Genomic DNA, 24,400 nt, shown 5'->3' on the forward strand with positions numbered 1-24,400 from the left:
CCACTGGATTGTTGTTCATGGAAACCTGCTAACCACATGTTTAAAATTAAAAAAGGACTTGATCTGCCGATTGCAGGCGTGCCAGCGCAGCACGTTTCGACAGGCGAAAGTGTCCGTCATGTCGCCATTTTGGGCGAAGACTACCTGGGTATGCGTCCTTCAATGCTGGTACAGGAGGGCGATCGCGTTATCAAAGGACAGACGCTCTTTGAGGACAAAAAAAATCCCGGCGTGATGTTCACAGCCCCCGCGAGCGGCACCGTTGTGGCCATCAACCGTGGCGAACGGCGCGTTCTGCAGTCGGTGGTTATCCGCATTGAGGGCGATGAAAAGCGTGAGTTTGCCCATTACGACACCGCAGAACTCGCGTCGCTGAACCGCGACGCCGTTCAGGATCAGCTCCTGGCATCCGGTTTATGGACCGCGCTTCGTACGCGTCCCTTCAGCAAATCCCCTGTTCCGGGCACGGAACCGGCCGCGATTTTCGTCACGGCCATCGACACCAACCCGCTCAGCGTGGACCCGGAACCGGTTATCCTGGCGCAGCGAAACGCTTTTGATGCAGGACTCACTATTCTAACCCGCCTCACGTCCGGAAAAGTGCACGTCTGCCAGGCCGGCGGCGGCAAGCCTGGCGGGCATCCGCTGGGGCAGGTCACGTTTAATGAATTTTCTGGCCCGCATCCGGCGGGGCTGGTCGGGACGCACATCCATTTCCTTGAGCCAGTCAGCCTGACGAAACAGGTCTGGCACCTTAACTATCAGGACGTCATCGCCATCGGTAAGCTCTTTACTACGGGTGAACTCTGCGCTGAACGGATAATCGCCATCGGCGGACCGCAGGCTGCAAATCCGCGCCTGGTGAAGACGCTGCTGGGTGCTGACATCAATGAACTGCTGGTGGGGGAAACGAAAGAGGGCGAAAACCGCCTGATTTCCGGCTCGGTCCTCAGCGGCCGCCATGCGGCCAATGCGCACGCGTACCTGGGACGCTTCCATTTGCAGGTCAGCATTGTGCAGGAAGGGCGTGAGAAAGAGCTGTTTGGCTGGGTTCTGCCAGGCGCGGAAAAATACTCCGTCACCCGAACAACGTTGGGACACTTCCTGCGTAATAAGCTGTTTAGCTTCTCAACCAGTACGCACGGCGGCGAGCGCGCCATGGTCCCGATTGGCAACTACGAGCGCGTCATGCCGCTGGATATTCTGCCCACCGTGCTGCTGCGCGATCTGCTTGCTGGCGATACCGACGGCGCGCAGGCTCTGGGCTGTCTGGAGCTTGACGAAGAAGATCTGGCGCTCTGTACCTATGTCTGTCCGGGCAAATATGAATATGGACCGGTATTGCGCGAGGTGTTAACCCGCATTGAGCAGGAAGGATAACCGATGGGCTTAAAACACCTCTTTGAAAAAATTGAGCCGCACTTTACCGAAGGAAAGCTCAAAAAGTACTACCCGCTGTATGAAGCAACGACGACCATTTTTTACACGCCGGGGCTGGTGACGAAAGGGGCGGCGCACGTTCGCGATGCTATCGACCTGAAACGCATGATGATCCTGGTGTGGTTTGCGGTCTTCCCTGCGATGTTCTGGGGAATGTACAACGTCGGCCTGCAGACCATTCCGGCGCTGCACCACATGTACGATGCACAGCAGCTGGCGCAGGTGATCCAGTCCGACTGGCACTACCGTCTGGCCCAGTCGTTAGGGGTAAGCTTCGCTGCAGACGCGGGCTGGCTGAGCATGATGACGCTGGGTGCCGTGTTCTTCCTGCCGATTTACATCACGGTATTTGTCGTGGGCGGCTTCTGGGAAGTGCTGTTTGCCATCATCCGTAAACATGAAATCAACGAAGGCTTCTTCGTGACCTCTATTCTGTTTGCCCTGATTGTTCCCCCGACGCTACCGCTCTGGCAGGCGGCGCTTGGCATCAGCTTCGGCGTGGTGATTGCCAAAGAGATCTTCGGCGGCACCGGGCGGAACTTCCTCAACCCGGCGCTGGCGGGACGCGCGTTTCTGTTCTTTGCTTATCCGGCGCAAATCTCGGGCGACCTGGTGTGGACGGCGGCAGACGGTTTTTCCGGCGCGACGCCGCTTTCACAGTGGGCGGCACACGGCGGCGAAACGCTGGTTAACAACGCGACGGGTCAGCCAGTCACCTGGTTTGATGCCTTTATTGGCAACATTCCGGGCTCCATCGGAGAAGTCTCTACGCTGATGATTTTGCTTGGCGGCGCGATCATTCTTTTTGGTCGCGTGGCCTCCTGGCGGATCGTTGCGGGCGTGATGATCGGCATGGTGCTGACCGCCACCCTGTTCAACGTTATCGGTTCGACCACCAATCCGATGTTCTCCATGCCGTGGTACTGGCATCTGGTGCTGGGTGGCTTCGCGTTCGGCATGATGTTCATGGCGACGGACCCCGTCTCTGCCTCGTTTACAGACAAAGGTAAATGGAGCTATGGCGTGCTCATTGGCGCGATGTGTGTCCTGATCCGCGTGGTCAACCCGGCGTACCCGGAAGGGATGATGTTGGCCATTCTGTTTGCCAACCTGTTTGCGCCGTTGTTCGATTACCTGGTGGTGCGGGCCAATATCAAGCGGAGGAAGGCGCGTGGCTGAGGTTAAAAATAACGACAGCATCAGCAAAACGCTGCTGGTGGTGCTGGTGCTCTGTCTGGTCTGTTCTATTGTCGTGGCCGGCTCTGCCGTGGGGTTAAAACCCCTGCAGCAGGAGCAACGTGCGCTGGATAAACAGCGCAACATCCTGGCCGTCGCCGGGCTGATGCAGGAAGGAATGAGCGCGGACGACGTTTCGGCCGTCTTTGCTGAACGTATTTCGGCGCGTCTGGTGGATTTAAAAACGGGTGAACTGCTGGATAAAGACCCGGCAAAATTCAACCAGGCGCTGGCGCTGAAAGATCCGCAGATGAGCCTGACGCTGGAGGCATCACAAGATCCCGCCGGGATTAAGCGTCGCAGCAACCTGGCCGAAATCTATCTGGTTCGCGATCCCCAAAAACGCATTCAGGAAGTGGTACTGCCTGTTTACGGTAACGGTCTGTGGTCAATGATGTATGCCTTTGTGGCCCTTGATACCGACGGCCGCACGGTCAAAGGCATTACGTATTACGACCAGGGCGAAACGCCGGGGCTGGGTGGCGAAGTTGAAAACCCTAACTGGCGGGCACAGTTTGTCGGCAAGAAAGTGCTCGACGATAACGGCCTGCCTGCGCTGAAGGTGATGAAAGGGGCGGCACGTCCCGGTGACGACTACGCCGTTGACGGGCTTTCCGGCGCCACGCTCACCTCAAAAGGCGTGCAGCACAGTTTTGATTTCTGGATGGGCGAGCTGGGCTTTGGTCCTTTCCTGAAAAACGTACGTGAAGGAGCGCTGAACAATGGCTGATACCGGTGAACTGAAAGAAGTTAAAAAGGTGCTCATTGGCCCACTGTTAGCCAATAACCCGATCACGCTCCAGGTGCTGGGTGTCTGTTCTGCTCTGGCGGTGACGACCAAGCTGGAAACGGCGGTTGTGATGACGCTGGCGGTCACGCTGGTCACAGCGTTCTCCAGCATGTTTATCTCGATGATCCGCCACCACATCCCCAACAGCGTGAGGATCATCGTGCAGATGGCGATCATCGCCTCGCTGGTGATCGTGGTCGATCAGCTGCTGCGCGCCTTCGCCTATGAAACCTCCAAACAACTCTCGGTGTTTGTCGGGCTGATCATCACCAACTGTATCGTCATGGGGCGTGCGGAAGCCTACGCCATGAAAATGCCGCCGCTGGCGAGCTTTATGGACGGCATCGGCAACGGCCTGGGCTACGGCGTGATCCTGCTGACCGTGGGGTTCCTGCGTGAGCTGATTGGCAGCGGCAAGCTGTTTGGCATCACGGTGCTGGACACGGTGCAGAACGGCGGCTGGTATCTGCCAAACGGCCTGTTCCTGCTGGCCCCTAGCGCGTTTTTCATTATCGGTTTGTTGATCTGGCTGATTCGTACGCTGAAGCCAGAACAGCAGGAAAAGGAGTAACCGACGATGGCTCATTACCTGAGTTTGTTTGTGCGGGCGGTGTTTGTTGAAAACATGGCGCTCGCGTTTTTCCTCGGCATGTGTACGTTCCTTGCGGTTTCCAAAAAAGTGTCGACGGCATTTGGTCTCGGTATCGCGGTCACCGTGGTGCTCGGCTTATCTGTACCGATCAACAATCTGGTGTACAACTTTGTGCTGCGGGACGGCGCGCTGGTAGAAGGAGTTGATCTCAGCTTCCTGAACTTCATCACCTTTATCGGGGTGATCGCGGCGCTGGTGCAAATCCTCGAGATGATCCTTGATAAGTATTTCCCGTCGCTCTACAACGCGCTGGGGATCTTCCTGCCGCTGATCGCGGTGAACTGCGCCATCTTTGGTGGCGTCTCGTTTATGGTGCAGCGTGATTACAACTTCAGCGAATCCGTAGTGTACGGTTTTGGTTCCGGCATCGGCTGGATGCTGGCGATTGTCACCATGGCGGGGATCCGCGAGAAAATGAAATATGCCAACGTGCCTGCGGGTCTGCGTGGCCTGGGGATCACCTTTATCACCACCGGGCTGATGGCGCTGGGCTTTATGTCCTTCTCCGGTGTGCAGCTATAAGGGCAAACAAATGGAAATTATCCTTGGCGTGGTGATGTTCACGCTGATTGTACTGGTGCTGTCAGGGCTTATTCTGGCGGCGCGCGCGAAGCTGGTAAATTCCGGCGACGTGGTCATTGATATTAACGACGAGCCGCAGAATCAGATCCGCACGCCGGCGGGAGACAAGCTGCTCAACACGCTCTCCGGTAACGGCATTTTTGTCTCCTCAGCCTGCGGCGGCGGCGGTTCCTGCGGGCAGTGCCGCGTGACGGTAAAAGAGGGCGGTGGCGATATTCTGCCAACCGAGCTGGCGCATATCACAAAGCGTGAGGCAAAAGAGGGCTGTCGTCTGGCCTGCCAGGTCGCGGTACGCCAGAACATGAAGATTGAGCTGCCGGAAGAGATCTTCGGCGTCAAAAAATGGGAGTGCGAGGTTATCTCTAATGATAACAAAGCCACCTTTATAAAAGAGCTGAAGCTGCGGGTGCCGGAAGGCGAGCATGTCCCGTTCCGCGCCGGAGGATACATTCAGATTGAGTGCCCGGAGCACGCTGTGGCCTATGCGGACTTTGACGTGCCGCATGAGTACCGCGCCGACTGGGACAAATTCAATCTCTTCCGCTTTGTATCTGAGGTGAAAGAGCCGACGCTGCGCGCCTACTCGATGGCCAACTATCCGGAAGAGAAGGGCATTATCATGCTCAACGTGCGTATCGCCACGCCGCCACCGAATGTGCCGGATGCACCGCCGGGCGTCATGTCGTCATACATCTGGTCGCTGAAGCCTGGCGATAAGGTGACGATCTCCGGCCCGTTCGGGGAGTTCTTCGCGAAAGATACCGATGCGGAAATGGTCTTTATCGGCGGCGGTGCCGGTATGGCCCCGATGCGCTCGCACATCTTTGACCAGCTCAAGCGGCTGGGGAGCCAGCGTAAGATCAGCTTCTGGTACGGGGCGCGCTCGCTGCGCGAGATGTTCTATGAAGATGAGTTTGAACAGCTGGCGCGTGAAAACCCGAACTTTACCTTCCATGTGGCGCTTTCCGATCCGCAGCCGGAAGATAACTGGACGGGCTATACGGGGTTCATCCACAACGTGCTGTATGAAAACTACCTCAAACAGCACCCGGCGCCTGAGGACTGCGAGTTCTATATGTGTGGTCCGCCGATGATGAACGCCGCCGTGATTAAGATGCTGAAAGATCTCGGTGTCGAAGATGAGAACATCATGCTCGATGACTTTGGAGGCTGATGATGCTGACGTTTCTGGCAACCTTTGTGGTTTTTGTGCTTGTCATCTTCGGCATGTCGTTAGGCTGGATCGTTAAGCGGAAAAGCATTCAGGGCAGCTGCGGCGGTATTTCCTCTATTGGGATGGAAAAGGTTTGCGACTGTCCGGAACCGTGCGATGCGCGGAAGAAAAGGATGGCCCGCGAGCAGCAGCGCATTATTTAGTGTTGTCGGTCGGGTAAGGCGAAGCCGCCTCCCGACAATTCCCACCCATACTTCTCAACCCTCATTTGTTTACTGTATACTTATCCAGTGATGAGTGAGGGCTTACTATGCGCAAAATAATCCATGTCGATATGGACTGCTTTTTTGCCGCAGTGGAGATGCGTGACAACCCGGCGCTGCGGGATATTCCCATCGCCATTGGCGGCAGCCGCGTTCAGCGTGGTGTCATCAGCACCGCCAACTATCCTGCGCGCAAATTTGGCGTGCGCAGCGCGATGCCAACGGCGATGGCCTTAAAGCTTTGCCCTCATCTCACGCTTCTGCCCGGCCGTTTTGAAGCCTATAAAGAGGCTTCCCTTCATATTCGGGAAATCTTCTCCCGCTATACCTCTCTGATAGAGCCGCTGTCGCTGGACGAAGCCTATCTGGATGTGACCGACAGCGTGCACTGCCACGGCTCCGCCACGCTGATGGCTCAGGAGATCCGCCAGACGATTTTCCACGAGCTGAATCTGACGGCGTCTGCGGGCGTCGCGCCCGTTAAATTCCTCGCCAAAATTGCCTCCGATTTAAATAAGCCCAACGGTCAGTACGTCATTACGCCGGAAGAGGTGCCTGCGTTTTAAAACGCTGCCGCTCGGCAAAATCCCCGGCGTGGGAAAAGTCTCCGCCGCAAAGCTGGAAAGCATGGGGCTACGCACCTGCGAAGACGTGCAGCGAAGCGATCTCGCCATGCTGCTCAAGCGCTTTGGAAAGTTTGGCCGCGTGCTGTGGGAGCGCAGCCAGGGGATTGACGATCGCGATGTGAACAGCGAGCGGCTGCGGAAATCCGTCGGCGTTGAGCGCACCCTCAGTGAAGATATTCATGACTGGTCCGAATGCGAAACCATTATCACGGAACAGCTTTATCCTGAGCTGGAACGACGCTTAAGCAAGGTGAAGCCGGACCTGCTCATTGCCCGTCAGGGTATCAAATTAAAATTCAACGACTTCCAGCAGACCACGCAGGAACATGTCTGGCCACGTCTGAATAAAGACGATCTTATCGCGACGGCGAAAAAGGCATGGGAAGAACGCCGGGGCGGGCGAGGGGTGAGGCTGGTGGGATTGCACGTTACGCTGCTGGATCCGCAGCTAGAGCGCCAGCTGGTTCTGGGGTTGTAAAAAAGCCCGGTGGCGCTACGCTTACCGGGCCTACGTTTTTCACCCTCTCCCACAGGGAGAGGGCTGGGGTGAGGGTATTACTTAACTGGGATCGCTTTCAGCAGTTCAGTCAGCAGCGTCCAGTAGTGACCGACGCTTTCGATATGAACCTGCTCATCCGGCGAATGCGGGCCGGTAATGGTTGGCCCGATGGATACCATGTCCATGTCCGGATACGGTTTCTTGAACAGACCACATTCCAGACCGGCGTGGATCACCTGAATGTTCGGCGTGCTGTTGAACAGACGCTGATAGGTTTCACGCACCAGCGCCATCACCGGAGAACTTGCATCCGGCTGCCAGCCCGGGTAGCTGCCTTTTGCAGACGTTTTCGCGCCCGCCAGCGTGCCCAGAGATTCCAGCATGCTCACCACGTACTCTTTACCGCTGTCGATAAGGGAGCGGATCAGGCAGATGATTTCCGCGCTGTCGTCGCTCATGGTCACCACGCCCACGTTCAGTGAGGTTTCCACCACGCCTTTCGCCACGTCAGAGTTGCGGATCACGCCGTTTGGCGTCGCGTTCAGCAGCTGAACGAAGGTGTCACGAGACTGCGCGGTCAGCGCGCCTTTATCTGTAGAAACTGATTCCAGCACCACGGTCAGGTTTTTCTCTTTCGCCGACAGTTCGTTCTTCAGGATATCCAGGTATACGGTGGAGAGTTTTTTCAGCTCGTCCGCTTTTGCCGCTGGAACCGCTACGGTGGCGAAGGCTTCACGCGGGATCGCGTTACGCAGGGTACCGCCGTTGAAGTCCACCAGACGCAAATCCAGCTCGGACGCATGGCCTGCCAGGAAGCGCGCCAGCAGCTTGTTGGCGTTACCCAGACCCAGGTGAATATCACCGCCGGAGTGGCCGCCTTTCAGACCTTTCAGCGTCAGCTTGAAGGTCTGGAAGCCTGCAGGAATCGCTTCGCGCGACAGAGGCAGGGTAGAGATGAAATCAATCCCGCCCGCGCAGCCCATGTAGATCTCGCCTTCTTCTTCAGAGTCGGTGTTGATCAGGATGTCTGCCTGCAGCCAGTTCGGCTGTAGACCGAACGCGCCGTCCATGCCCGCTTCTTCGGTCATGGTCAGCAGCACTTCCAGCGGACCGTGCTCAACGCTGTCGTCGGCCAGCACGGCCAGCGCAGAGGCCATACCGATGCCGTTATCCGCGCCCAGCGTGGTGCCGCGTGCTTTCACCCAGTCGCCGTCGATGTACGGTTGAATCGGGTCTTTGGTGAAGTCGTGAACGGTGTCGTTGTTCTTCTGTGGCACCATGTCCAGGTGCGCCTGCAGCACAACTGGTTTGCGGTTTTCCATGCCTGCGGTAGCCGGTTTGCGGATCAGAATGTTGCCAACCTGGTCACGTTCAGCATGCAGACCTTTTTCCTTCGCCCAGCCCATAATATGTTCGGCAAGCTGTTCTTCGTGGTAGGAAGGGTGTGGAATGGAGCAGATTTTCGCAAAAATATCCCACAGCGGCTGCGGAGATAATTGAGACAGTTCAGACACGATAAGTCTCCTTGTCGAGGCGCTGCAAACAGGGTTGCAGGTCACAGGGTTAGCAGGTTAATAGTTACCACAAGTCAGGCTTGCGAGATGAAACTGAGAATACCACTTTCTCTGCTGGCTGGTAGCATAAAGCATGTAAAAACTCAGGCAGAGGGCGCTAAACACTGGTTTTTAGTGCGTCAGATCTCTATAATCTCGCGCAACCTATTTCCCCCTCGAACACTTTTTAAGCCGTATAAAAACAGGCTGGGACACTTCACATGAGCGAAAAATACGTCGTCACCTGGGACATGTTGCAGATTCACGCACGCAAACTGGCTGCGCGTCTGATGCCTTCCGAACAGTGGAAAGGCATTATTGCCGTCAGCCGTGGCGGTCTGGTACCGGGGGCGCTGCTGGCACGTGAGCTGGGTATTCGTCATGTCGATACCGTTTGCATCTCCAGCTATGACCATGACAACCAGCGCGAGCTGACCGTGCTGAAACGTGCGGAAGGTGACGGCGAAGGTTTCATCGTTATTGATGACCTGGTGGATACCGGCGGTACTGCGGTCGCTATCCGCGAAATGTATCCGAAAGCACATTTCGTCACTATCTTCGCGAAGCCTGCTGGCCGCCCGCTGGTAGACGATTACGTGATTGATATCCCGCAGGACACCTGGATTGAACAGCCATGGGATATGGGCGTGGTCTTCGTACCGCCTATTTCAGGCCGTTAATACCAGTACGTAACTTTACACGCCCGGCTATGTCGGGCGTTGTTCTTTTTGGCCTGCCACGCGTTACAATAGTCTTCATATGACGTATTCATGGAGGCAACGCAATGACGCAGGCGAATCTCACCGAGACTCTCTTTAAACCCCGTTTCAAACACCCTGAAACGTCGACGCTGGTGCGTCGCTTTAATCCGGGTACCCAGCCTGCCGTCCAGTCCGCGTTAGACGGTAAAAACGTGCCTCACTGGTATCGCATGATTAACCGCCTGATGTGGATCTGGCGCGGTATCGACCCCCGTGAAATCCTCGATGTGCAGGCACGTATCGTGATGAGTGAAGCCGAACGTACCGACAGCGAACTCTACGATACGGTGGTGGGCTACCGTGGCGGAAACTGGATCTACGAGTGGTCTAAACAGGCGATGCTCTGGCAGCAAAAAGCCAGCCAGGAAGAGGATGCCACGCGCAGCGGCAAGCACTGGCTGCACGCCGCTAACCTTTACGGCATTGCCGCGTATCCCCATTTAAAAGGGGATGAACTGGCGGAGCAGGCTCAGGCGCTGGCGAATCGCGCCTATCAGGAGGCGGCTCAACGCCTGCCGGGCCGGATGCGTGAACTTGAATTCACCATTTCAGGGGGCGCGTCCGTTACCGGGTTCCTGCATATGCCTGAAGGTGAAGGTCCGTTCCCGACCGTCCTCATGTGCGGCGGGCTGGATTCGCTGCAAATTGATTATTACAGCCTGTATGAGCGTTACTTCGCACCAAAAGGGATCGCGATGCTGACGCTTGATATGCCTTCAATTGGTTTCTCATCCAAATGGAAACTGACTCAGGATTCCAGCCTGCTGCACCAGCATGCGCTCAAAGCTCTGGAAAATATTCCGTGGGTTGACCACACCCGCGTGGCAGCATTCGGCTTCCGTTTCGGCGCGAACGTCGCGGTGCGTCTGGCTTATCTTGAATCTTCTCGTCTGAAAGCCGTCGCCTGCCTCGGCCCGGTCGTACACGCTCTGCTCAGCGATCCTGCACGCCAGGGGAGCGTACCTGAAATGTACCTTGATGTGCTGGCCAGCCGTCTTGGCATGCATGATGCATCAGACGAAGCGCTGCGCGTTGAGCTCAATCGTTACTCGTTAAAAACGCAGGGGTTGCTGGGACGTCGCTGCCCAACGCCGATGCTGTCAGGGTTCTGGAAAAACGATCCGTTCAGCCCGGAAGAAGAGTCGCGATTAATCACTTCGTCATCTGCGGATGGCAAATTGCTTGAAGTGCCGTTCAGCCCGGTCTATCAGAATTTCGACAAATCTCTGAAAGAGATTACGCGCTGGATCGCTCAGAGATTGTGTTAATAGATTGCTAAATTTCGCTGGTTTGGTAAAACAGTGGCTTCACAAAAGGAGATCGCAATGACGTTACCGAGTGGACACCCGAAAAGTAGACTGATTAAGAAGTTTATGGCTCTCGGCCCGTATATTCGAGAAGAGCAGTGTGAAGAGAATCGCTTTTTTTTCGACTGCCTGGCTGTATGCGTCAACGTGAAGCCTGCACCCGAAAAACGTGAATTCTGGGGCTGGTGGATGGAAATGGAAGCAGAGGAAAAACGCTTTACGTATAGCTACCAGTTTGGCCTGTTTAATAAAGACGGCAACTGGCAGGCCACCACTATTAAAGATCAGGAAGTGATTGACCGCCTGGAATATACGCTAAAAGAGTTTCACGATAAGGCACGCGCACTGCTGGCTACCCTGGATCTCAAGTTCGAACCGGCGGATGACTTTTCCAGCGAAGCGGTGAAGCTGACTGCCTGATGGTCTTCTCCTCCCTCTCCCTGTGGGAGAGGGCCGGGGAGAGGGCACCAGACCGCATTAATTCCCGACAAAAAAACCGGCATCAAGCCGGTTTTTTTTATTCCGCATCATCAGAACTGGTAGGTCATACCTACGGCAACGATGTCATCGCTGCTTACGCCCAGTTTATTTTTGTCGTCAATCTGGTTGATTTTATAATCAACAAAGGTGGACATATTTTTGTTGAAGTAATAGGTCGCGCCAACGTCAATATATTTCACCAGATCTTCGTCACCAATACCTTCGATATCTTTGCCTTTAGACTGGACATAACCCAGGGAAGGGCGCAGACCAAAGTCGAACTGATATTGTGCGACAACTTCAAAGTTCTGCGCTTTATTTGCAAACCCGCCGGAAATTGGCGTCATATTGCGGGTTTCAGAATACATTGCAGCCAGATAAATATCGTTTGCATCATATTTCAGACCGGTTGCCCAGGCTTCTGCTTTCTGGCCCTGGCCACGCGCCAGCAGGTTCTGAGCATTGGTGCGGTCAGAGTTGGTGTAGGCGCCGCTGACGGCGAAGTCGCTGCCGCCGAAGTCATAGGTCAGAGAGGTACCAAAACCGTCACCGTTCTGTTTCTTGGCGTCACGGTTCTCGTTTTTGCCCTGGTACTGCAGCGTCATATCCAGACCGTCAACCGCGCCGAAGAAATCGGTGTTACGGTAGGTGGCCAGGCCGGTAGCGCGCTTGGTCATGAAGTTATCGGTCTGCGCGGAAGAGTCGCCGCCGAACTCAGGGAACATATCGGTCCACGCTTCGACGTCATACAGGGCACCCAGGTTACGACCGTAATCCAGTGAACCAAAGTTTTTCAGCTTCAGGCCCGCAAACGCCAGACGCGTTTTCTGAGTAGAGTCGCTCTCGGCTTTGTTACCTGCAAATTCAGATTCCCAACGGCCATAGCCCGTCAGCTGATCGTTAATCTGCGTCTCGCCTTTAAAACCGAAACGAACGTAAGTCTGATCGCCATCTTTGGTGGCATCATCACTGATGTAGTGCATGGCTTTCACTTTGCCGTACACGTCCAGTTTATTACCATCTTTATTATAAACTTCAGCTGCGTGAACGGATGCAGAAGCCACTACGCCCATAACCATTAATGCCAGAGTGCTCTTTTTCATTTTCGATCCTGTCTTATAAACGCGCTAAAAAATTCGCTGGACGATAAGCTCATGCTTAAGTCCCGTGAAAAAACAGGAAGGGTTTTATCGTTCTGGAATGAAACTTTTATGACAAACTAAGAATAATTTTAAAAAACTGTGATTTATTATTTCGGTAATAAAATTGTCAAAATTTCCCGCTAGGCTTCCTGATCCCGCGCAACAAAGTGTTTCGCGATGTGCTAAGGCAGTTGGCAACGGGGCTGACTCCTGTTAAAACGTTCGTTCGACATTACTTTCCCTTATCGTTGAACGGCAGAGAATCATGAGTGACAGCCAGACGCTGGTGGTAAAACTCGGTACCAGTGTTTTAACAGGCGGATCGCGCCGCCTAAATCGCGCCCACATTGTTGAGCTTGTACGTCAGTGCGCTCAGCTACATGCCGCAGGGCATCGTATTGTGATTGTGACCTCCGGGGCGATTGCCGCCGGGCGTGAACACCTGGGTTACCCCGAACTCCCCGCGACGATCGCTTCCAAGCAGCTGCTGGCCGCCGTGGGGCAAAGCCGACTCATTCAACTCTGGGAACAGTTGTTCTCCATCTATGGCATTCACGTCGGCCAGATGCTGCTGACGCGTGCGGATATGGAAGACAGAGAGCGCTTCCTGAACGCCCGCGATACCCTGCGCGCGCTGCTGGACAACAACATTGTTCCGGTCATTAACGAGAACGATGCCGTTGCTACCGCTGAAATCAAAGTGGGTGATAACGATAACCTCTCGGCGCTGGCCGCGATTCTGGCCGGTGCCGATAAATTACTGCTTCTGACCGATCAGCAGGGGCTGTTCACCGCCGACCCGCGCTCGAATCCGGAAGCCGAGCTGATTACCGACGTTCAAGGCATCGACGATGCGCTGCGCGCTATCGCCGGTGACAGCGTTTCAGGCCTGGGAACGGGCGGTATGGGGACCAAGCTGCAGGCCGCTGACGTCGCATGCCGCGCCGGTATCGACACCATCATTGCAGCGGGCAGCCGCCCCGGCGTGATTGGCGACGTAATGGAAGGCATCTCCGTCGGCACCCGCTTCCACGCCCAGGAATCCCCGCTGGAAAACCGCAAGCGCTGGATATTTGGCGCGCCTCCTGCTGGCGAACTCGTCGTCGATGAAGGGGCTACCGCCGCGATTCTGGAACGAGGAAGTTCATTACTTCCTAAAGGAATTAAAAGCGTGACAGGCAACTTCTCCCGTGGTGAAGTGATCCGTATCCGTAACCTCGAAGGCCGCGACATCGCCCACGGCGTAAGCCGCTATAACAGCGATGCTCTGCGCCGCATCGCGGGTCACCACTCGCAGCAGATCGACGCCATTCTGGGCTATGAATATGGTCCGGTTGCCGTGCATCGCGATGACATGATTATTCGTTAAGGAGCCAGAACATGCTGGAACAAATGGGCGCCGCCGCGAAGGCTGCCTCTTACAAACTGGCGCTCCTTTCCAGCCGCGAGAAAAACCGCGTGCTGGAAAAAATCGCTGATTATCTGGAATCACAGTCCCAGGAGATTTTGCTCGCTAACGAGCAGGATTTACTGGAAGCGCGTCGTAACGGCTTGAGCGAAGCGATGCTCGACCGTCTGGCGCTGAATCCGGCACGCCTGAAAGGCATCGCCGACGATGTGCGTCAGGTCTGCAATCTGGCTGACCCGGTAGGGCAGGTCATCGACGGCGGGCTGCTCGACAGCGGTTTACGCCTGGAGCGCCGCCGCGTGCCGCTCGGCGTCATTGGCGTTATTTATGAAGCTCGTCCAAACGTGACGGTGGATGTTGCGTCCCTGTGCCTGAAAACCGGTAACGCCGCTATTCTGCGCGGTGGGAAAGAGACCTGGCGCACCAACGCCGCGACGGTGAAAGTCATTCAGCAGGCGCTGGAAGAGTGTGGCTTACCGGCGGGGGCCGTACAGGCGATCGAGAGCCCGGACCGCGCGCTGGTCAACGAAATGCTGCGCATGGACAAATATATCGACATGCTGATCCCACGCGGTGGCGCGGGCCTGCACAAGCTGTGCCGCGAGCAGTCGACGATTCCGGTGATCACCGGCGGTATCGGCGTGTGCCATATCGTGGTGGACGACAGCGCGGAGATTGAACCGGCGCTGAAGATAATCGTTAACGCGAAAACCCAGCGTCCAAGCACCTGTAACACCGTAGAAACGCTGCTGGTGCATCAGGATATTGCGAACAGCTTCCTGCCGGCCCTGAGCAAACAGATGGCAGAGAGCGGCGTAACGCTGCATGCTGACGCCAGCGCGCTCGCACTGCTTCAGGATGGCCCGGCTAACCTTGTTCCCGTAAAAGCGGAGCAGTACGACGACGAGTTCCTGTCACTGGATCTGAACGTGAAAATCGTTGCCGATCTCGACGACGCCATTGCGCACATCCGTGAACACGGCACGCAGCATTCTGACGCGATTCTGACGCGCACCCTGCGCAATGCCGATCGCTTCGTGAACGAAGTGGATTCTTCAGCGGTATATGTGAATGCCTCCACCCGCTTCACCGACGGCGGCCAGTTCGGCCTCGGCGCTGAGGTGGCGGTCAGCACGCAGAAACTGCACGCGCGCGGTCCGATGGGTCTGGAAGCCCTGACCACTTACAAGTGGATCGGCTTCGGCGACGATACGATTCGTGCGTAAATAATCACGGGTGATGCAAAAATAGCCGTTTGATTCAAAAGGGCATTGACGCATCACCCGGATAGATCTAACCTTTTGCCCCGTGGTTACACTCGTAACCGGCCTCTCAGGGCCGATATAGCTCAGTTGGTAGAGCAGCGCATTCGTAATGCGAAGGTCGTAGGTTCGACTCCTATTATCGGCACCATTCTAACGTCTCCCCAAGTCTACTAAAGTTCACTGAAACCCCTTATACTCTGCGACTTGCAGCCCCTTTTAGTATTTCTACGTCTACTAAAATTCCCTGAAATCTACGGTCGTTTGGGGGTACTTATGGGGGTATTTGCTGTTCGGTCTAGAGGAGGTACCCCCAAGTGAAACTAAACGCCCGGCAGGTGGACACCGCCAAACCTAAAGATAAGCCTTACAAGCTGGCTGATGGTGGTGGTTTGTATCTCCTGATTAAACCTAATGGCGGCAAATACTGGCGGCTCAAGTATCGTGTAGCCGGCAAAGAGAAGCTGTTAGCGCTGGGTGTGTATCCTGAAGTCACATTGGCCGATGCTCGGGCAAAACGTGAAGAAGCCAAAAGGGGTATCGCTGGGGGTATCGATCCTATGGAAGCGAAACGGGAAGAGAAGATCGCCCGTGAAACGCAGTTAAACAACACCTTCAAAGATATTGCCCTTGAGTGGCACAGCAGCAAACTAAAAAAATGGTCTGCTGGGTATGCTTCAGACATCCTTGAGGCTTTCAACAAAGATGTGTTCCCTTACATTGGCAAAAAACCAATAGCCGATATCAAACCGCTTGAACTGTTGAATGTGCTGCGGCGCATTGAGGGGCGCGGCGCTACAGAAAAGGCCAAAAAAGTTAGGCAGCGCTGCGGGGAAGTTTTCCGTTACGCAATAGTCACCGGCCGTGCTGAGTATAACCCCGCTCCGGATCTCACCAGCGCCATGCAAGGGCATGAGTCCAATCATTATCCTTTCCTTACACCGAAAGAATTGCCTGATTTCTTCAAGGCGTTGTCAGGATATACAGGAAGCGCTTTAGTAGTTTTGGCCGCTCGTCTGCTGATTATCACCGGCTTGCGTACCGGCGAACTCCGCGGGGCATTTTGGGATGAAATCAATATCAGTAAGGCGGTCTGGGAAATACCCGCCTCACGCATGAAAATGCGTCGCCCTCATGTGGTGCCGTTGTCCAGGCAAGCTCTTACGCTAATTGGCCAGCTCCAAGAGCTAACAGGCAATTACCCGCTTATGTTCCCTGGCCGTAACGATCCGCGAAAAACAATGAGTGAAGCCAGCATAAACCAAGTCTTTAAGCGGATTGGCTATGACGGAAAAGTCACCGGGCACGGTTTCCGGCACACCATGAGTACCATCCTTCACGAACAGGGCTACAACACCGCGTGGATAGAAACGCAGCTGGCACACGTCGACAAAAACTCTATTCGAGGAACGTACAACCACGCTCAGTACATAGACGGCCGGCGTGAAATGCTTCAGTGGTATGCCGACTATATGGAAGCGTTGGAAAACGGCGAAAATGTAGTGCATGGAACGTTTGGGAAAAGCGCTTAACTGTATGTATAGACAGTGCTAATTGACAGTAGTAGACTTCGGTAGAATAGAGAAATAAAGGCTATGCCTAGGCTGATCACCGAAAACCAGTACACCTCTGCTGGCTGGCATAGCCTCTAATAAGAGGATGTGAGGTGGCGTGATGAGTGAGAAGCCGGATTACTGTCCTGACTGGTTTGACTTAGAAAATTACCGCGTATGTGAAAGTTACACCAGAAACCACTGGTGGAAGTCGATCATGATTCGCAAAGTTGTACTGTATAACGGTATTAAAGATGACGTGGCGAACGGCATCAGTAAAGATTTCCTATTACAATCGTTAATCCATCTTTCCAAAAACAATGAACTAATTTTTAAGGGACAAGATGTTATTGAGAACTCCAGTATTGACGAGATGGGAATGTTTGACTTCATTGATCTCTATGCCGAGTTATACGAGCAGTCTCCTGAAGTTATGAACGGCGTCAATGACATGCTTAAAAAGCATTTCGATAAAAGAGATGAAGTAATTAACAGCATAGATACGTTTTGGGATGACTTTGAGCATGACGTTAACTCTAAATCCGGCATGGATCTGTATTCACCATTGAGTGAAAATTATCAAGGGATAAGGAAATTTATTACCATAGATTTCAATAATAATGACGAAAAAATAATGCGTGATTTTTCCAATTGGCTAGCAAACGAAAGGAAAATCAACAATGAGTTAAATAGATCTCAGAAAAAAACTGATAATGACCTCAAAAAATTACATGAGTACAGAGTATTGCCATTCATAGACTTGTTTTTCTGGGGAGAAATCACAGGCATTACACTGACTCAGTACCAGCTGGCGCAGTTGCTCTTTCCGAATGAGTTTGAGGTGGATATCAAAGATCGCCTGAGGTCTGTGACAAGGCCGAAAGCCATGGAGTTGCTTGAAAGTCGCGTTGACCCATTCATGTAATAGATTTTTGCGATTTCCGTTCCGCCCCGAAAAGATAAAAATTTTACCCCGATGCACAATTCATAAGCTCGTGCTCCGGGGTGAAATGAGCTTTCTGTAGTCTCTTCTAAACAACGTCATTTCAATTTAATTTCTCCTGAAATCTTTAGACGTCCAGTGATGTCTATTTTGGTACAAAGGAGAAAACATGTCTGAGAACGTACGATCTTTTATCCGTTTGCCGGAAGTGATGCGTAGAACTGGTTATAGCAAGGCATGGCTATATAGATTAATTAATCAAAATCGTTTTCCAAAGCCAGTGAAGATTGGTGAACGCGCAATTGCATTCGTAGAGGGTGAGATTGACGATTGGATAACTCAGCGTATTGAAGCTCGCAATGCTGTAAACAACTCAAAACCTCAACTGTAACTTAGCCCGGGAAATTTATTATGACTAACAAAAATGCCCTAGCCGGGCAGGGTTTCGCTCAACCTGAAAACAGCAGCGATGATATTTCGGTCATTAAATTTGAGGCCGCGAAAGTGCGTATTGTTAAGATCAACGGTGAACCGTGGTTCGTTGCAAAAGATGTTTGCGCGGCGCTGGAACTATCCAATTCGCGCATGGCGTTGCAGGCTCTGGATGATGACGAGAGAAATACTGTAACTTTAACTTACGGTATTCGCGGGAACCCAAATCATAGCGCTGTCTCTGAATCTGGTTTCTACAAGCTGATCGCCCGCAGCCGTAAAGCTATTACGCCGGGCACATTCGCCCATCGTTTCAGTAATTGGGTATTTCGCGAGGTTATCCCTTCTATCCGCAAAACTGGCTCTTATGGTGTGCCGTTTGCGTTCCTGAACGACTTTAGCCGGCGCATGGCGGCTTATCAGCAGGAGGCCAGCAAACGCGGGTATAAGTTGCAGCAGTGTAAGGGGGCAAAAGAAGCTCTTGAGCGGGAAGAGATTCAGTTGTGGCGTAAGTATCAGCCCGAGCTATTGAAGGAAAATGGCGATGAATAAAAAGGCGGAAAGACGCCGGGATTTTTACCCGGCAGAGAGCATGCTTAATCAGCCCTTTGGCTCGATACCACGCTGCTGGAGTTCCTTGCGAATAATTCTCTTAAGCCATGCGGCTAGAGACTCATCACCATCTTGCTGTTGCGCTCGTTCCATCATCTCTCGAAGCTCTGGATCAAGCCGAAATTGGAATGGAGGATTGCCTCGTCTCTCGTTTTTGTGTGTTGACACGTCAATTACACCCGATGTAATGTGTTTATGTGTAATGACACATTACACACAGGAAATGAAAAAGACAACGCCCCGAAGTGCGGGAACACTTTCAGGGCGTCTAACCAAAACGTTAGTTGAGGTAACATTATGGCTTGCACTAAGTCTACCCAAACACGCCTTGAATTTACATGGCGTTTTCTCACCTTGGGCGAATTCACAAATCAGATCGTCAATGTTACTGCTTCCACCGAGCGCGAAGCACGCGAAAAAACGCCGGCAGGATGTGTCTGTATTCTGGCGTGTCGTTTTCGCGTTGAGGAGGTGCAGCATGTTTAACCTCCAGACCCTGACAGCAAAAGCCCGCGCGCTGCGCGGCAACGTGGTAAAAGCCACTACCACGAAGGGCACCCGCACCATGACCCCCGTTTACGAACGGGAAGAGCAGCGCAAACTGCGTGAGCGTATCCAGCAGACCCAGCCGGACTGGGTTTTACTCTGGTGGGATATTGCGACCGTTACCGGCTGGCGTACCAGCGACGTGTGCAACTTCCGTTACTCCTGTATCAACTGGGAAACCGGCATTGCCACAATCATCGTAGCGAAGCAGACCAAAGCGGCGGAAGCCCGAGCAACCCGGAAGGGGATCGAGATTGTTCGCCAGCAGCGCAAGGATGCTGCCCGGCTTGCTGGCGATCACATTGGGTACATGCACTGGGATAGCGTGAGCTGCGACGAACTGGCCGCCGGCATGACGGAAGAAGAACAGGCGATCGTGTTTGAGCTGGTGGCAAAGGCTGAAGTGAAGCACGACACCAAACAGCTGCCGCCGGGCATCATCAAACGACTGCGCGAACGCATGGAGCGCAATCTTATCGGTGACGACCTGGTATTTTCCCGCAGTCAGATTGAAAGTAACCGTTGCCAGTCTCTGGAAGGTAGCGTGAGCCGCCAGACGATCTGGAAGAAACTGCACAACGTAATGGTGTGGTTTACCCGAGTGGTAAACACGCGTCTGCGCCTGAGTGCCTATTCCAGCCGCAAGATTGCCGCCTTTAATCTCATGTCCGCCGGCGGCGAACAGGGTTTGCTGGTCGCCTCTGAAATGCTCGGGCACAGTAACCCGGCAATCACCCGAACTTACCTCCAGTTAGGCAGTAAGGCCTCCGCCATTCAATCCCGTCTGGCCATGGAGGTAGCTGTATGACAACGGTTATCCCGATTTGCCGTCTCGGCGCTTTTCTCGAGCACGTATCTGAGCAATTAAATAGCGCGCGATATTGTTTTGCCAGCCAGTCATTAAGGGAATGGGAGGGGAAATTATGACTCCTGTTTACGATCTGGTTCGCCGGGCCGACGGCAAAAACGTTTTCAGTTTCCCGGCCGGCGGCCGCTATCTGGTGGACACGTCAAATGGTCTTCAGTCGATGCGCCCCCTTATGGACGACGAGATCATTTTTACGGTGGAGAGTGCCGCGCGCTTTCTGAAGAAAATTGGTTATCAGGTAATCCCGCCAGCGGCGTGAGGTAAAAAATTATGACGATTAAAAATTCCGGCTTAGCTGCTGGTGGCCGCGCTCACCCTGAAATCAGGCCGGGCGATAAATGGAAGGACGGCCGGGGCAACATCGTAATTATCGAAAGTTACCGTTTCGACAGAGTGACATATTGCCGCGAGGGGTACAGCTCACCGTGTTTTTGCACGCCAGAAAGACTGGCGCGGGAATTTGAATTTATTTCTTCTGCGCCGGGCACCGGTGGAAGAGATATCGATCGAATTATGCGGGTGAAGGGCATCGAACGAATTCGGGTTATGCGGGAAATCATCAGGGAGCGAGGGAACAGAAAATGAAGAATGCACCAAACCTTAAAAAGCAGCCGGCGGATCTCATGGAGGAGTCAATCATCTTTGCCGGCGCCGATGCCTGGACGTTCGCCAAAGCATGGCAGGAAATGAACCCGATTGGCGATACGGTGCCGCCGGTTGTGCTGGATAAAAAGCAGCTGGCAGAGCTGGAGAATATCCGCATTGTGGATGATGGCCGGCTCTATGCCCGGGTTTGCCGCGGCGGGCATCTGACCGAACGGCAGATAACCATTCTCGCGACAAAGCTGGCGGTGGCCGGCGTGGAGCGCGCGCAATTCTACTCTGAAGGTTATCAGCTTCTGGAGGACTGGACGCCGCAGCTGCCGCGCCTCAAAGCCGATGCGGAAGCCGGCAAAAGCATGGTGATCGGCAAACCGCTGACGGATGTAAACCTCCGCGACCTGGCTGATAACGAAAAGGCGCTCATACTGGCCGCGCGTTACACCGGCATAGCAATCAACGAAAACAGCGAGGGCGTGTACGTCTACCGCGCCGGCATTTGGGAGAAAACGTCTCTGCTCGAGCTGAGCCGCGAAATGGTGGCTATCTACAACGAGAACAAAACCAACTTCAGCAAGCGCGCGATCAACAACGTTATCGACGCCCTGAAAATCGTTATCCCGGTGATGGGGGAGCCGCGGCGGAGCCTGATCCCCTTTGCAAACGGTGTCTACGATATGGAAACCGGCGTTTTCTCCGAACACAGCCAGGATAACTGGCTGACCAACCACAACGGCGTGACCTACACGCCGGCGGTGCCGGGCGAAAACCTCCGCGACCACGCGCCGAACTTCCATAAGTGGCTAAGTTACGCATCAGATAGAGACGCAATTAAGATGCAGCGCATCGCTGCAGCACTCTTTATGGTGCTGGCGAACCGGTACGACTGGCAGCTGTTCCTCGAGATAACCGGGGAGGGCGGCAGCGGGAAAAGCGTCTTTACCCATATCGCCACGATGCTGGCCGGCGCGCATAACACCGCGAGCGGGAACATGGCGGCGCTCGACAGCGCACGCGGGCGGGCGCAGTTCGTCGGCAAGAGCATGATAACGCTTCCTGATCAGCCCAAATATTCAGGTGAGGGCACCGGGATAAAGGCAATCACCGGCGGGGATGCGGTGGAGATCGACCCGAAACACGAGCACCAGTACACCGCCGTTCTGCGGGCGGTGGTGGTGGCCACGAACAACACGCCGATGATTTTCACCGAACGCTCCGGCGGCGTTTCCCGGCGCCGCGTAATTTTCCAGTTTAACCGGCGCGTCAGCGAAGAGGATAAGGATCCCGACCTGGCAGAAAAGATATCCGCTGAAATTCCGGTGGTTGTTCGCCGGCTGCTGGCGAACTTTGCGAACCCGGAAAAAGCGCGGGCGCTGCTACTGGAGCAACGGAACAGCGAAGAAGCACTGGAGGTGAAGCAGAAAACAGATCCGCTATATGCCTTCTGCGCTCACCTTGAGCGGCTGGCTGATTGTGCGGGAATGATGGTAGGAAACCGCAATCCGCCTCACTATCCGCGAATTTATCTCTATCACGCTTATCTGGCATTCCTTGAGGCCAACGGTTTCGACAAACCGCTGACGCTGAATAAATTCGCAGAGGGGATGGAAAGCGCGATGAGGGAGTTTAATCACGAGTACCGTAAGGAACGGAGAGCCCGTGGCATGGTGACTAACGTCGAACTTTCGGAAAGTGCGGAAGACTGGTTACCTCAGACGCATCCTGTAGCCGGTCATAAAGAATGAAGTTCAGATAAATATGGAGAAAGGTATACATGGTATACATCGAGAGAATAATTTATATATAAATCAGTGAAGTAAGCCATGTATACCTTGTTTTCAGGTATACACAGGGTGTACATGGTGTTCATTCTCACATTAATCATCTGATGGTTTATTAAACAGAATGATGTATACCGTGTAGACCTGAAATCCCAAAATGTAGGCTGGTATTCATGGGTTAATATATTGTTTTATAAGTATTTTGTTGCCTTTGTGAACACCATGTATACCTTGAGGGCAAATTCTTTAAAACGCATCCACCCTTTTCACGTTGTGCACCCCTGCTATTTCATTAATATCGTTTCATAAATCGCAATTGATTATTTGATTGTTGCGATTAATGAAACTTTAACGGTCGCTATTACAGGGGGCATCATGAGCAAGGTTAACGTTAAGCCCGTTCTGCTGAACGGGGAACAGATTCAGGCTCTGAAAACCATTCAGGAGAGGGAGCGCCAGAAGTCGGGCATGGGGATCGCGCCGTCAATCCATGCTGTTGCGCGCAAGGTATTTGATGCGGGGCTGTCAAAAATGGAGGCAGGGCAATGAGCTACTCAATCAAAATTGGGAAACACAGCATCGAGCTGGCAGGTTATGCCGGTAAGGTTGTTGCGCCAAATACTCAGATGGCCGCTTTATTCCGTGGTATGGCGGGCGAACTCACCAGCCTGAGGACAACGGCGCAGCAGGCCGAAGCTGAGGCGGATTTGCTGGACGTTATCCGCAACGATCCGGATCTGAACGAACAGGCAAAAAATCGCAGGGCAGGTGAAGCCCGGAACCCGGACACGCTCAAAGACTTTACCCGCGGGGTGGCAGCCGTAAGCGAGCAGGCCGCAAACATTCTCGATTACCTGAAGAACAAGCTCGCTCCGGTTAATCCACTGGCATCTGATGATGTTCAGGGATTCATGCGTGACAGTGAAATGCGCCAGGCATTCGCCCGGCTGGATCGCCGTAGCCAGGAAAAAATGCTGCTGTCGATGCACAGTGGAAAGCATCAGGAGCTGGCGGACGCCTTACTGAGGGCGCACGCTGTGTGTTCGGGACTCGATACGGAACAGCTAAAACGTCTCGGCTTCTCCCGTATTGCATCAGAGAACGGGCAGGTGATTAACGCGGTTGCCGATCTGGTCGACGCGGTAAGGAAGGACGTCGCACAAATTACAGCTGTCCGAACCTGGTATAACAATCTCGTTTACGGGAAGAACGACGATCCATCTGAAGTTCTGCCCCGCATGACCGGCCTTGATCAGTTAAGCGAACATGTCAGCGCGATGCTCAAAGGCAGCCAGCGGCAGACACATTCAGAAGAGAAGCAGGCCGCCTGAGGGCGGCTTTTTTCTGCCCGGAGGGAAACATCACGATGCTATTAAGTAAATCAGCCTACGCCAGGCATATGGGCGTCAGCCGGCAAACTGTTTACGGCTGGATAGCCCGCGGTGAAATTGTAATTTCAGGCGATAAAGTGGATGTCGAAGCATCGCAGGCTAAACAAAATTCTGCTGGTGCTGGCGAACACCAGACTGAGATGACGTGGGCGCAGGCCGCCGCATGGGTATGGAAGCATGACGGCGGGAAAGTGCTGCCGGCTGATATTAATGCTGGCCAGCGAATAGAGGCAGCAGCAGCTGAGCTGGGTTTTGATGTTCAGCACGAGCCCGATGAACAATTGCTGATCCTCTTCCGTCCGGATGAAGAAACCCACAGCTTCTATGGCAAAGACCGTGCAGCAGGCGCTTTACGGTTTCTTCGTTCTGAGCTGGCTTACGTTGCCACAATACACCCCGATACGCTGGATGACTGGAACAAAACTGCTTTAATGTCACTCTGCCTGCTGGACGGCGAAAAACTGTAAACCCCCGGCCAAACCTAACTCCTCAAACTTGA

27 protein-coding genes, 1 tRNA gene and 1 pseudogene are annotated in these 24,400 nt (G+C 53.9%); 26 read left to right on the top strand and 3 right to left on the bottom strand.

All coding sequences use genetic code 11. The features are described 5' to 3' along the window. Window positions 1-36 precede the first annotated feature (36 nt). From ACZ6J2_RS12580 to dinB, 8 genes and pseudogenes are all read left to right on the top strand, one after another. Entirely contained in the window at window positions 37-1,380 is a 1,344-nt protein-coding gene (locus ACZ6J2_RS12580) for a Na(+)-translocating NADH-quinone reductase subunit A (RefSeq protein ID WP_471725860.1), read from the top strand. Window positions 1,381-1,383: 3 nt separating this feature from the next. Continuing rightward, window positions 1,384-2,619 (top strand): NADH:ubiquinone reductase (Na(+)-transporting) subunit B, encoded by a 1,236-nt coding sequence (locus ACZ6J2_RS12585; protein ID WP_029739701.1) that lies wholly within the window; start codon window positions 1,384-1,386, stop codon window positions 2,617-2,619. Further along, window positions 2,612-3,406 (top strand): Na(+)-translocating NADH-quinone reductase subunit C, encoded by a 795-nt coding sequence (locus tag ACZ6J2_RS12590; RefSeq protein WP_033144700.1) that lies wholly within the window; start codon window positions 2,612-2,614, stop codon window positions 3,404-3,406. Before ACZ6J2_RS12585 ends, ACZ6J2_RS12590 begins: the two co-directional genes overlap by 8 nt. Continuing rightward, a complete protein-coding gene (locus tag ACZ6J2_RS12595) occupies window positions 3,399-4,037 on the top strand; it encodes an NADH:ubiquinone reductase (Na(+)-transporting) subunit D (RefSeq protein WP_014882676.1) in 639 nt (212 codons plus the stop codon). The genes ACZ6J2_RS12590 and ACZ6J2_RS12595 overlap by 8 nt, the downstream gene beginning before the upstream one ends. A 6-nt stretch (window positions 4,038-4,043) precedes the next feature. Continuing rightward, window positions 4,044-4,640 carry an NADH:ubiquinone reductase (Na(+)-transporting) subunit E gene (nqrE, locus tag ACZ6J2_RS12600; RefSeq protein ID WP_008500255.1) on the top strand — a complete coding sequence of 199 codons (597 nt, stop codon included), beginning with the start codon at window positions 4,044-4,046 and terminating at the stop codon, window positions 4,638-4,640. A 10-nt stretch (window positions 4,641-4,650) separates the two neighbouring features. Further along, on the top strand, window positions 4,651-5,874 hold the full coding sequence (gene nqrF, locus ACZ6J2_RS12605; RefSeq protein ID WP_048979301.1) for an NADH:ubiquinone reductase (Na(+)-transporting) subunit F: 1,224 nt from the start codon (window positions 4,651-4,653) through the stop codon (window positions 5,872-5,874). Then, the gene (gene nqrM, locus ACZ6J2_RS12610; RefSeq protein WP_023615899.1) at window positions 5,874-6,077 is read left to right on the top strand and encodes a (Na+)-NQR maturation NqrM; all 204 of its coding nucleotides are present in this window, start codon (window positions 5,874-5,876) and stop codon (window positions 6,075-6,077) included. The genes nqrF and nqrM overlap by 1 nt, the downstream gene beginning before the upstream one ends. 107 nt (window positions 6,078-6,184) lie before the next feature. Next, window positions 6,185-7,241, top strand: a pseudogene (dinB, locus tag ACZ6J2_RS12615) (DNA polymerase IV). Between the two features lie 77 nt (window positions 7,242-7,318). On the opposite strand, the gene pepD reads toward dinB, so the two are convergent. Further along, window positions 7,319-8,776: a cytosol nonspecific dipeptidase gene (gene pepD, locus ACZ6J2_RS12620; RefSeq protein ID WP_471725861.1), complete on the bottom strand. Its 1,458-nt coding sequence runs from the start codon at window positions 8,774-8,776 to the stop codon at window positions 7,319-7,321. 260 nt (window positions 8,777-9,036) lie between these two features. Between pepD and gpt the strand changes: the two genes are divergently transcribed. The 3 genes from gpt to crl all read left to right on the top strand — a co-directional run bounded on the left by gpt (window position 9,037) and on the right by crl (window position 11,303). Further along, window positions 9,037-9,495, top strand: a complete 459-nt coding sequence (gpt, locus tag ACZ6J2_RS12625; RefSeq protein ID WP_010427903.1) for a xanthine phosphoribosyltransferase — start codon at window positions 9,037-9,039, stop codon at window positions 9,493-9,495. A 104-nt stretch (window positions 9,496-9,599) separates the two neighbouring features. Further along, window positions 9,600-10,844 carry an esterase FrsA gene (gene frsA / locus ACZ6J2_RS12630; protein WP_039263866.1) on the top strand — a complete coding sequence of 415 codons (1,245 nt, stop codon included), beginning with the start codon at window positions 9,600-9,602 and terminating at the stop codon, window positions 10,842-10,844. A gap of 57 nt (window positions 10,845-10,901) precedes the next feature. Next, window positions 10,902-11,303: a sigma factor-binding protein Crl gene (crl, locus tag ACZ6J2_RS12635; protein ID WP_023310506.1), complete on the top strand. Its 402-nt coding sequence runs from the start codon at window positions 10,902-10,904 to the stop codon at window positions 11,301-11,303. A 110-nt stretch (window positions 11,304-11,413) separates the two neighbouring features. Here crl and phoE read toward each other — a convergent pair whose 3' ends face one another. Beyond that, a complete protein-coding gene (gene phoE, locus ACZ6J2_RS12640) occupies window positions 11,414-12,466 on the bottom strand; it encodes a phosphoporin PhoE (RefSeq protein ID WP_033144705.1) in 1,053 nt (350 codons plus the stop codon). Window positions 12,467-12,770: 304 nt separating this feature from the next. On the opposite strand from phoE, the gene proB reads away from it, so the two are divergent. The 7 genes from proB (at window position 12,771) to ACZ6J2_RS12675 (ending at window position 18,655) form a co-directional block, all read left to right on the top strand. After that, entirely contained in the window at window positions 12,771-13,874 is a 1,104-nt protein-coding gene (proB, locus tag ACZ6J2_RS12645; protein WP_023310508.1) for a glutamate 5-kinase, read from the top strand. A gap of 11 nt (window positions 13,875-13,885) precedes the next feature. After that, window positions 13,886-15,139: a glutamate-5-semialdehyde dehydrogenase gene (gene proA / locus ACZ6J2_RS12650; protein ID WP_471725862.1), complete on the top strand. Its 1,254-nt coding sequence runs from the start codon at window positions 13,886-13,888 to the stop codon at window positions 15,137-15,139. Window positions 15,140-15,250: 111 nt separating this feature from the next. Next, window positions 15,251-15,326 (top strand) — tRNA-Thr (locus ACZ6J2_RS12655). Window positions 15,327-15,492: 166 nt separating this feature from the next. Further along, complete coding sequence (locus ACZ6J2_RS12660) at window positions 15,493-16,707, top strand: tyrosine-type recombinase/integrase (RefSeq protein ID WP_107318942.1); 1,215 nt, start codon at window positions 15,493-15,495, stop codon at window positions 16,705-16,707. A 142-nt stretch (window positions 16,708-16,849) separates the two neighbouring features. Continuing rightward, complete coding sequence (locus ACZ6J2_RS12665; protein ID WP_025912447.1) at window positions 16,850-17,653, top strand: DUF6387 family protein; 804 nt, start codon at window positions 16,850-16,852, stop codon at window positions 17,651-17,653. Window positions 17,654-17,840: 187 nt separating this feature from the next. Beyond that, window positions 17,841-18,062: a helix-turn-helix transcriptional regulator gene (locus tag ACZ6J2_RS12670; RefSeq protein WP_025912446.1), complete on the top strand. Its 222-nt coding sequence runs from the start codon at window positions 17,841-17,843 to the stop codon at window positions 18,060-18,062. A gap of 20 nt (window positions 18,063-18,082) precedes the next feature. Then, window positions 18,083-18,655 carry a BRO-N domain-containing protein gene (locus tag ACZ6J2_RS12675; RefSeq protein ID WP_023301290.1) on the top strand — a complete coding sequence of 191 codons (573 nt, stop codon included), beginning with the start codon at window positions 18,083-18,085 and terminating at the stop codon, window positions 18,653-18,655. A gap of 48 nt (window positions 18,656-18,703) precedes the next feature. Here ACZ6J2_RS12675 and ACZ6J2_RS12680 read toward each other — a convergent pair whose 3' ends face one another. Continuing rightward, a complete protein-coding gene (locus ACZ6J2_RS12680) occupies window positions 18,704-18,883 on the bottom strand; it encodes a hypothetical protein (protein WP_086519776.1) in 180 nt (59 codons plus the stop codon). A gap of 129 nt (window positions 18,884-19,012) precedes the next feature. Here ACZ6J2_RS12680 and ACZ6J2_RS12685 point away from each other — a divergent pair, with 129 nt between their 5' ends. The 8 genes from ACZ6J2_RS12685 (at window position 19,013) to ACZ6J2_RS12720 (ending at window position 24,368) form a co-directional block, all read left to right on the top strand. Beyond that, a complete protein-coding gene (locus ACZ6J2_RS12685) occupies window positions 19,013-19,201 on the top strand; it encodes a host cell division inhibitor Icd-like protein (protein ID WP_102104383.1) in 189 nt (62 codons plus the stop codon). Next, entirely contained in the window at window positions 19,194-20,069 is an 876-nt protein-coding gene (locus tag ACZ6J2_RS12690; protein WP_313140169.1) for a tyrosine-type recombinase/integrase, read from the top strand. The genes ACZ6J2_RS12685 and ACZ6J2_RS12690 overlap by 8 nt, the downstream gene beginning before the upstream one ends. A gap of 115 nt (window positions 20,070-20,184) precedes the next feature. Next, a complete protein-coding gene (locus tag ACZ6J2_RS12695) occupies window positions 20,185-20,388 on the top strand; it encodes a hypothetical protein (RefSeq protein ID WP_014830796.1) in 204 nt (67 codons plus the stop codon). A gap of 11 nt (window positions 20,389-20,399) precedes the next feature. Further along, complete coding sequence (locus ACZ6J2_RS12700) at window positions 20,400-20,714, top strand: DUF4222 domain-containing protein (protein ID WP_471725863.1); 315 nt, start codon at window positions 20,400-20,402, stop codon at window positions 20,712-20,714. Further along, complete coding sequence (locus ACZ6J2_RS12705; RefSeq protein ID WP_471725864.1) at window positions 20,711-22,474, top strand: DNA primase family protein; 1,764 nt, start codon at window positions 20,711-20,713, stop codon at window positions 22,472-22,474. Before ACZ6J2_RS12700 ends, ACZ6J2_RS12705 begins: the two co-directional genes overlap by 4 nt. A 411-nt stretch (window positions 22,475-22,885) precedes the next feature. Further along, a complete protein-coding gene (locus tag ACZ6J2_RS12710; protein WP_014830800.1) occupies window positions 22,886-23,059 on the top strand; it encodes a hypothetical protein in 174 nt (57 codons plus the stop codon). Further along, complete coding sequence (locus tag ACZ6J2_RS12715; protein WP_025912442.1) at window positions 23,056-23,841, top strand: hypothetical protein; 786 nt, start codon at window positions 23,056-23,058, stop codon at window positions 23,839-23,841. Before ACZ6J2_RS12710 ends, ACZ6J2_RS12715 begins: the two co-directional genes overlap by 4 nt. Window positions 23,842-23,876: 35 nt before the next feature. Further along, window positions 23,877-24,368 carry a DNA-binding protein gene (locus tag ACZ6J2_RS12720; protein ID WP_471725865.1) on the top strand — a complete coding sequence of 164 codons (492 nt, stop codon included), beginning with the start codon at window positions 23,877-23,879 and terminating at the stop codon, window positions 24,366-24,368. The last annotated feature ends 32 nt before the right edge of the window (window positions 24,369-24,400 follow it).

The sequence above is a fragment of the Enterobacter sp. E14S genome (assembly GCF_055666685.1).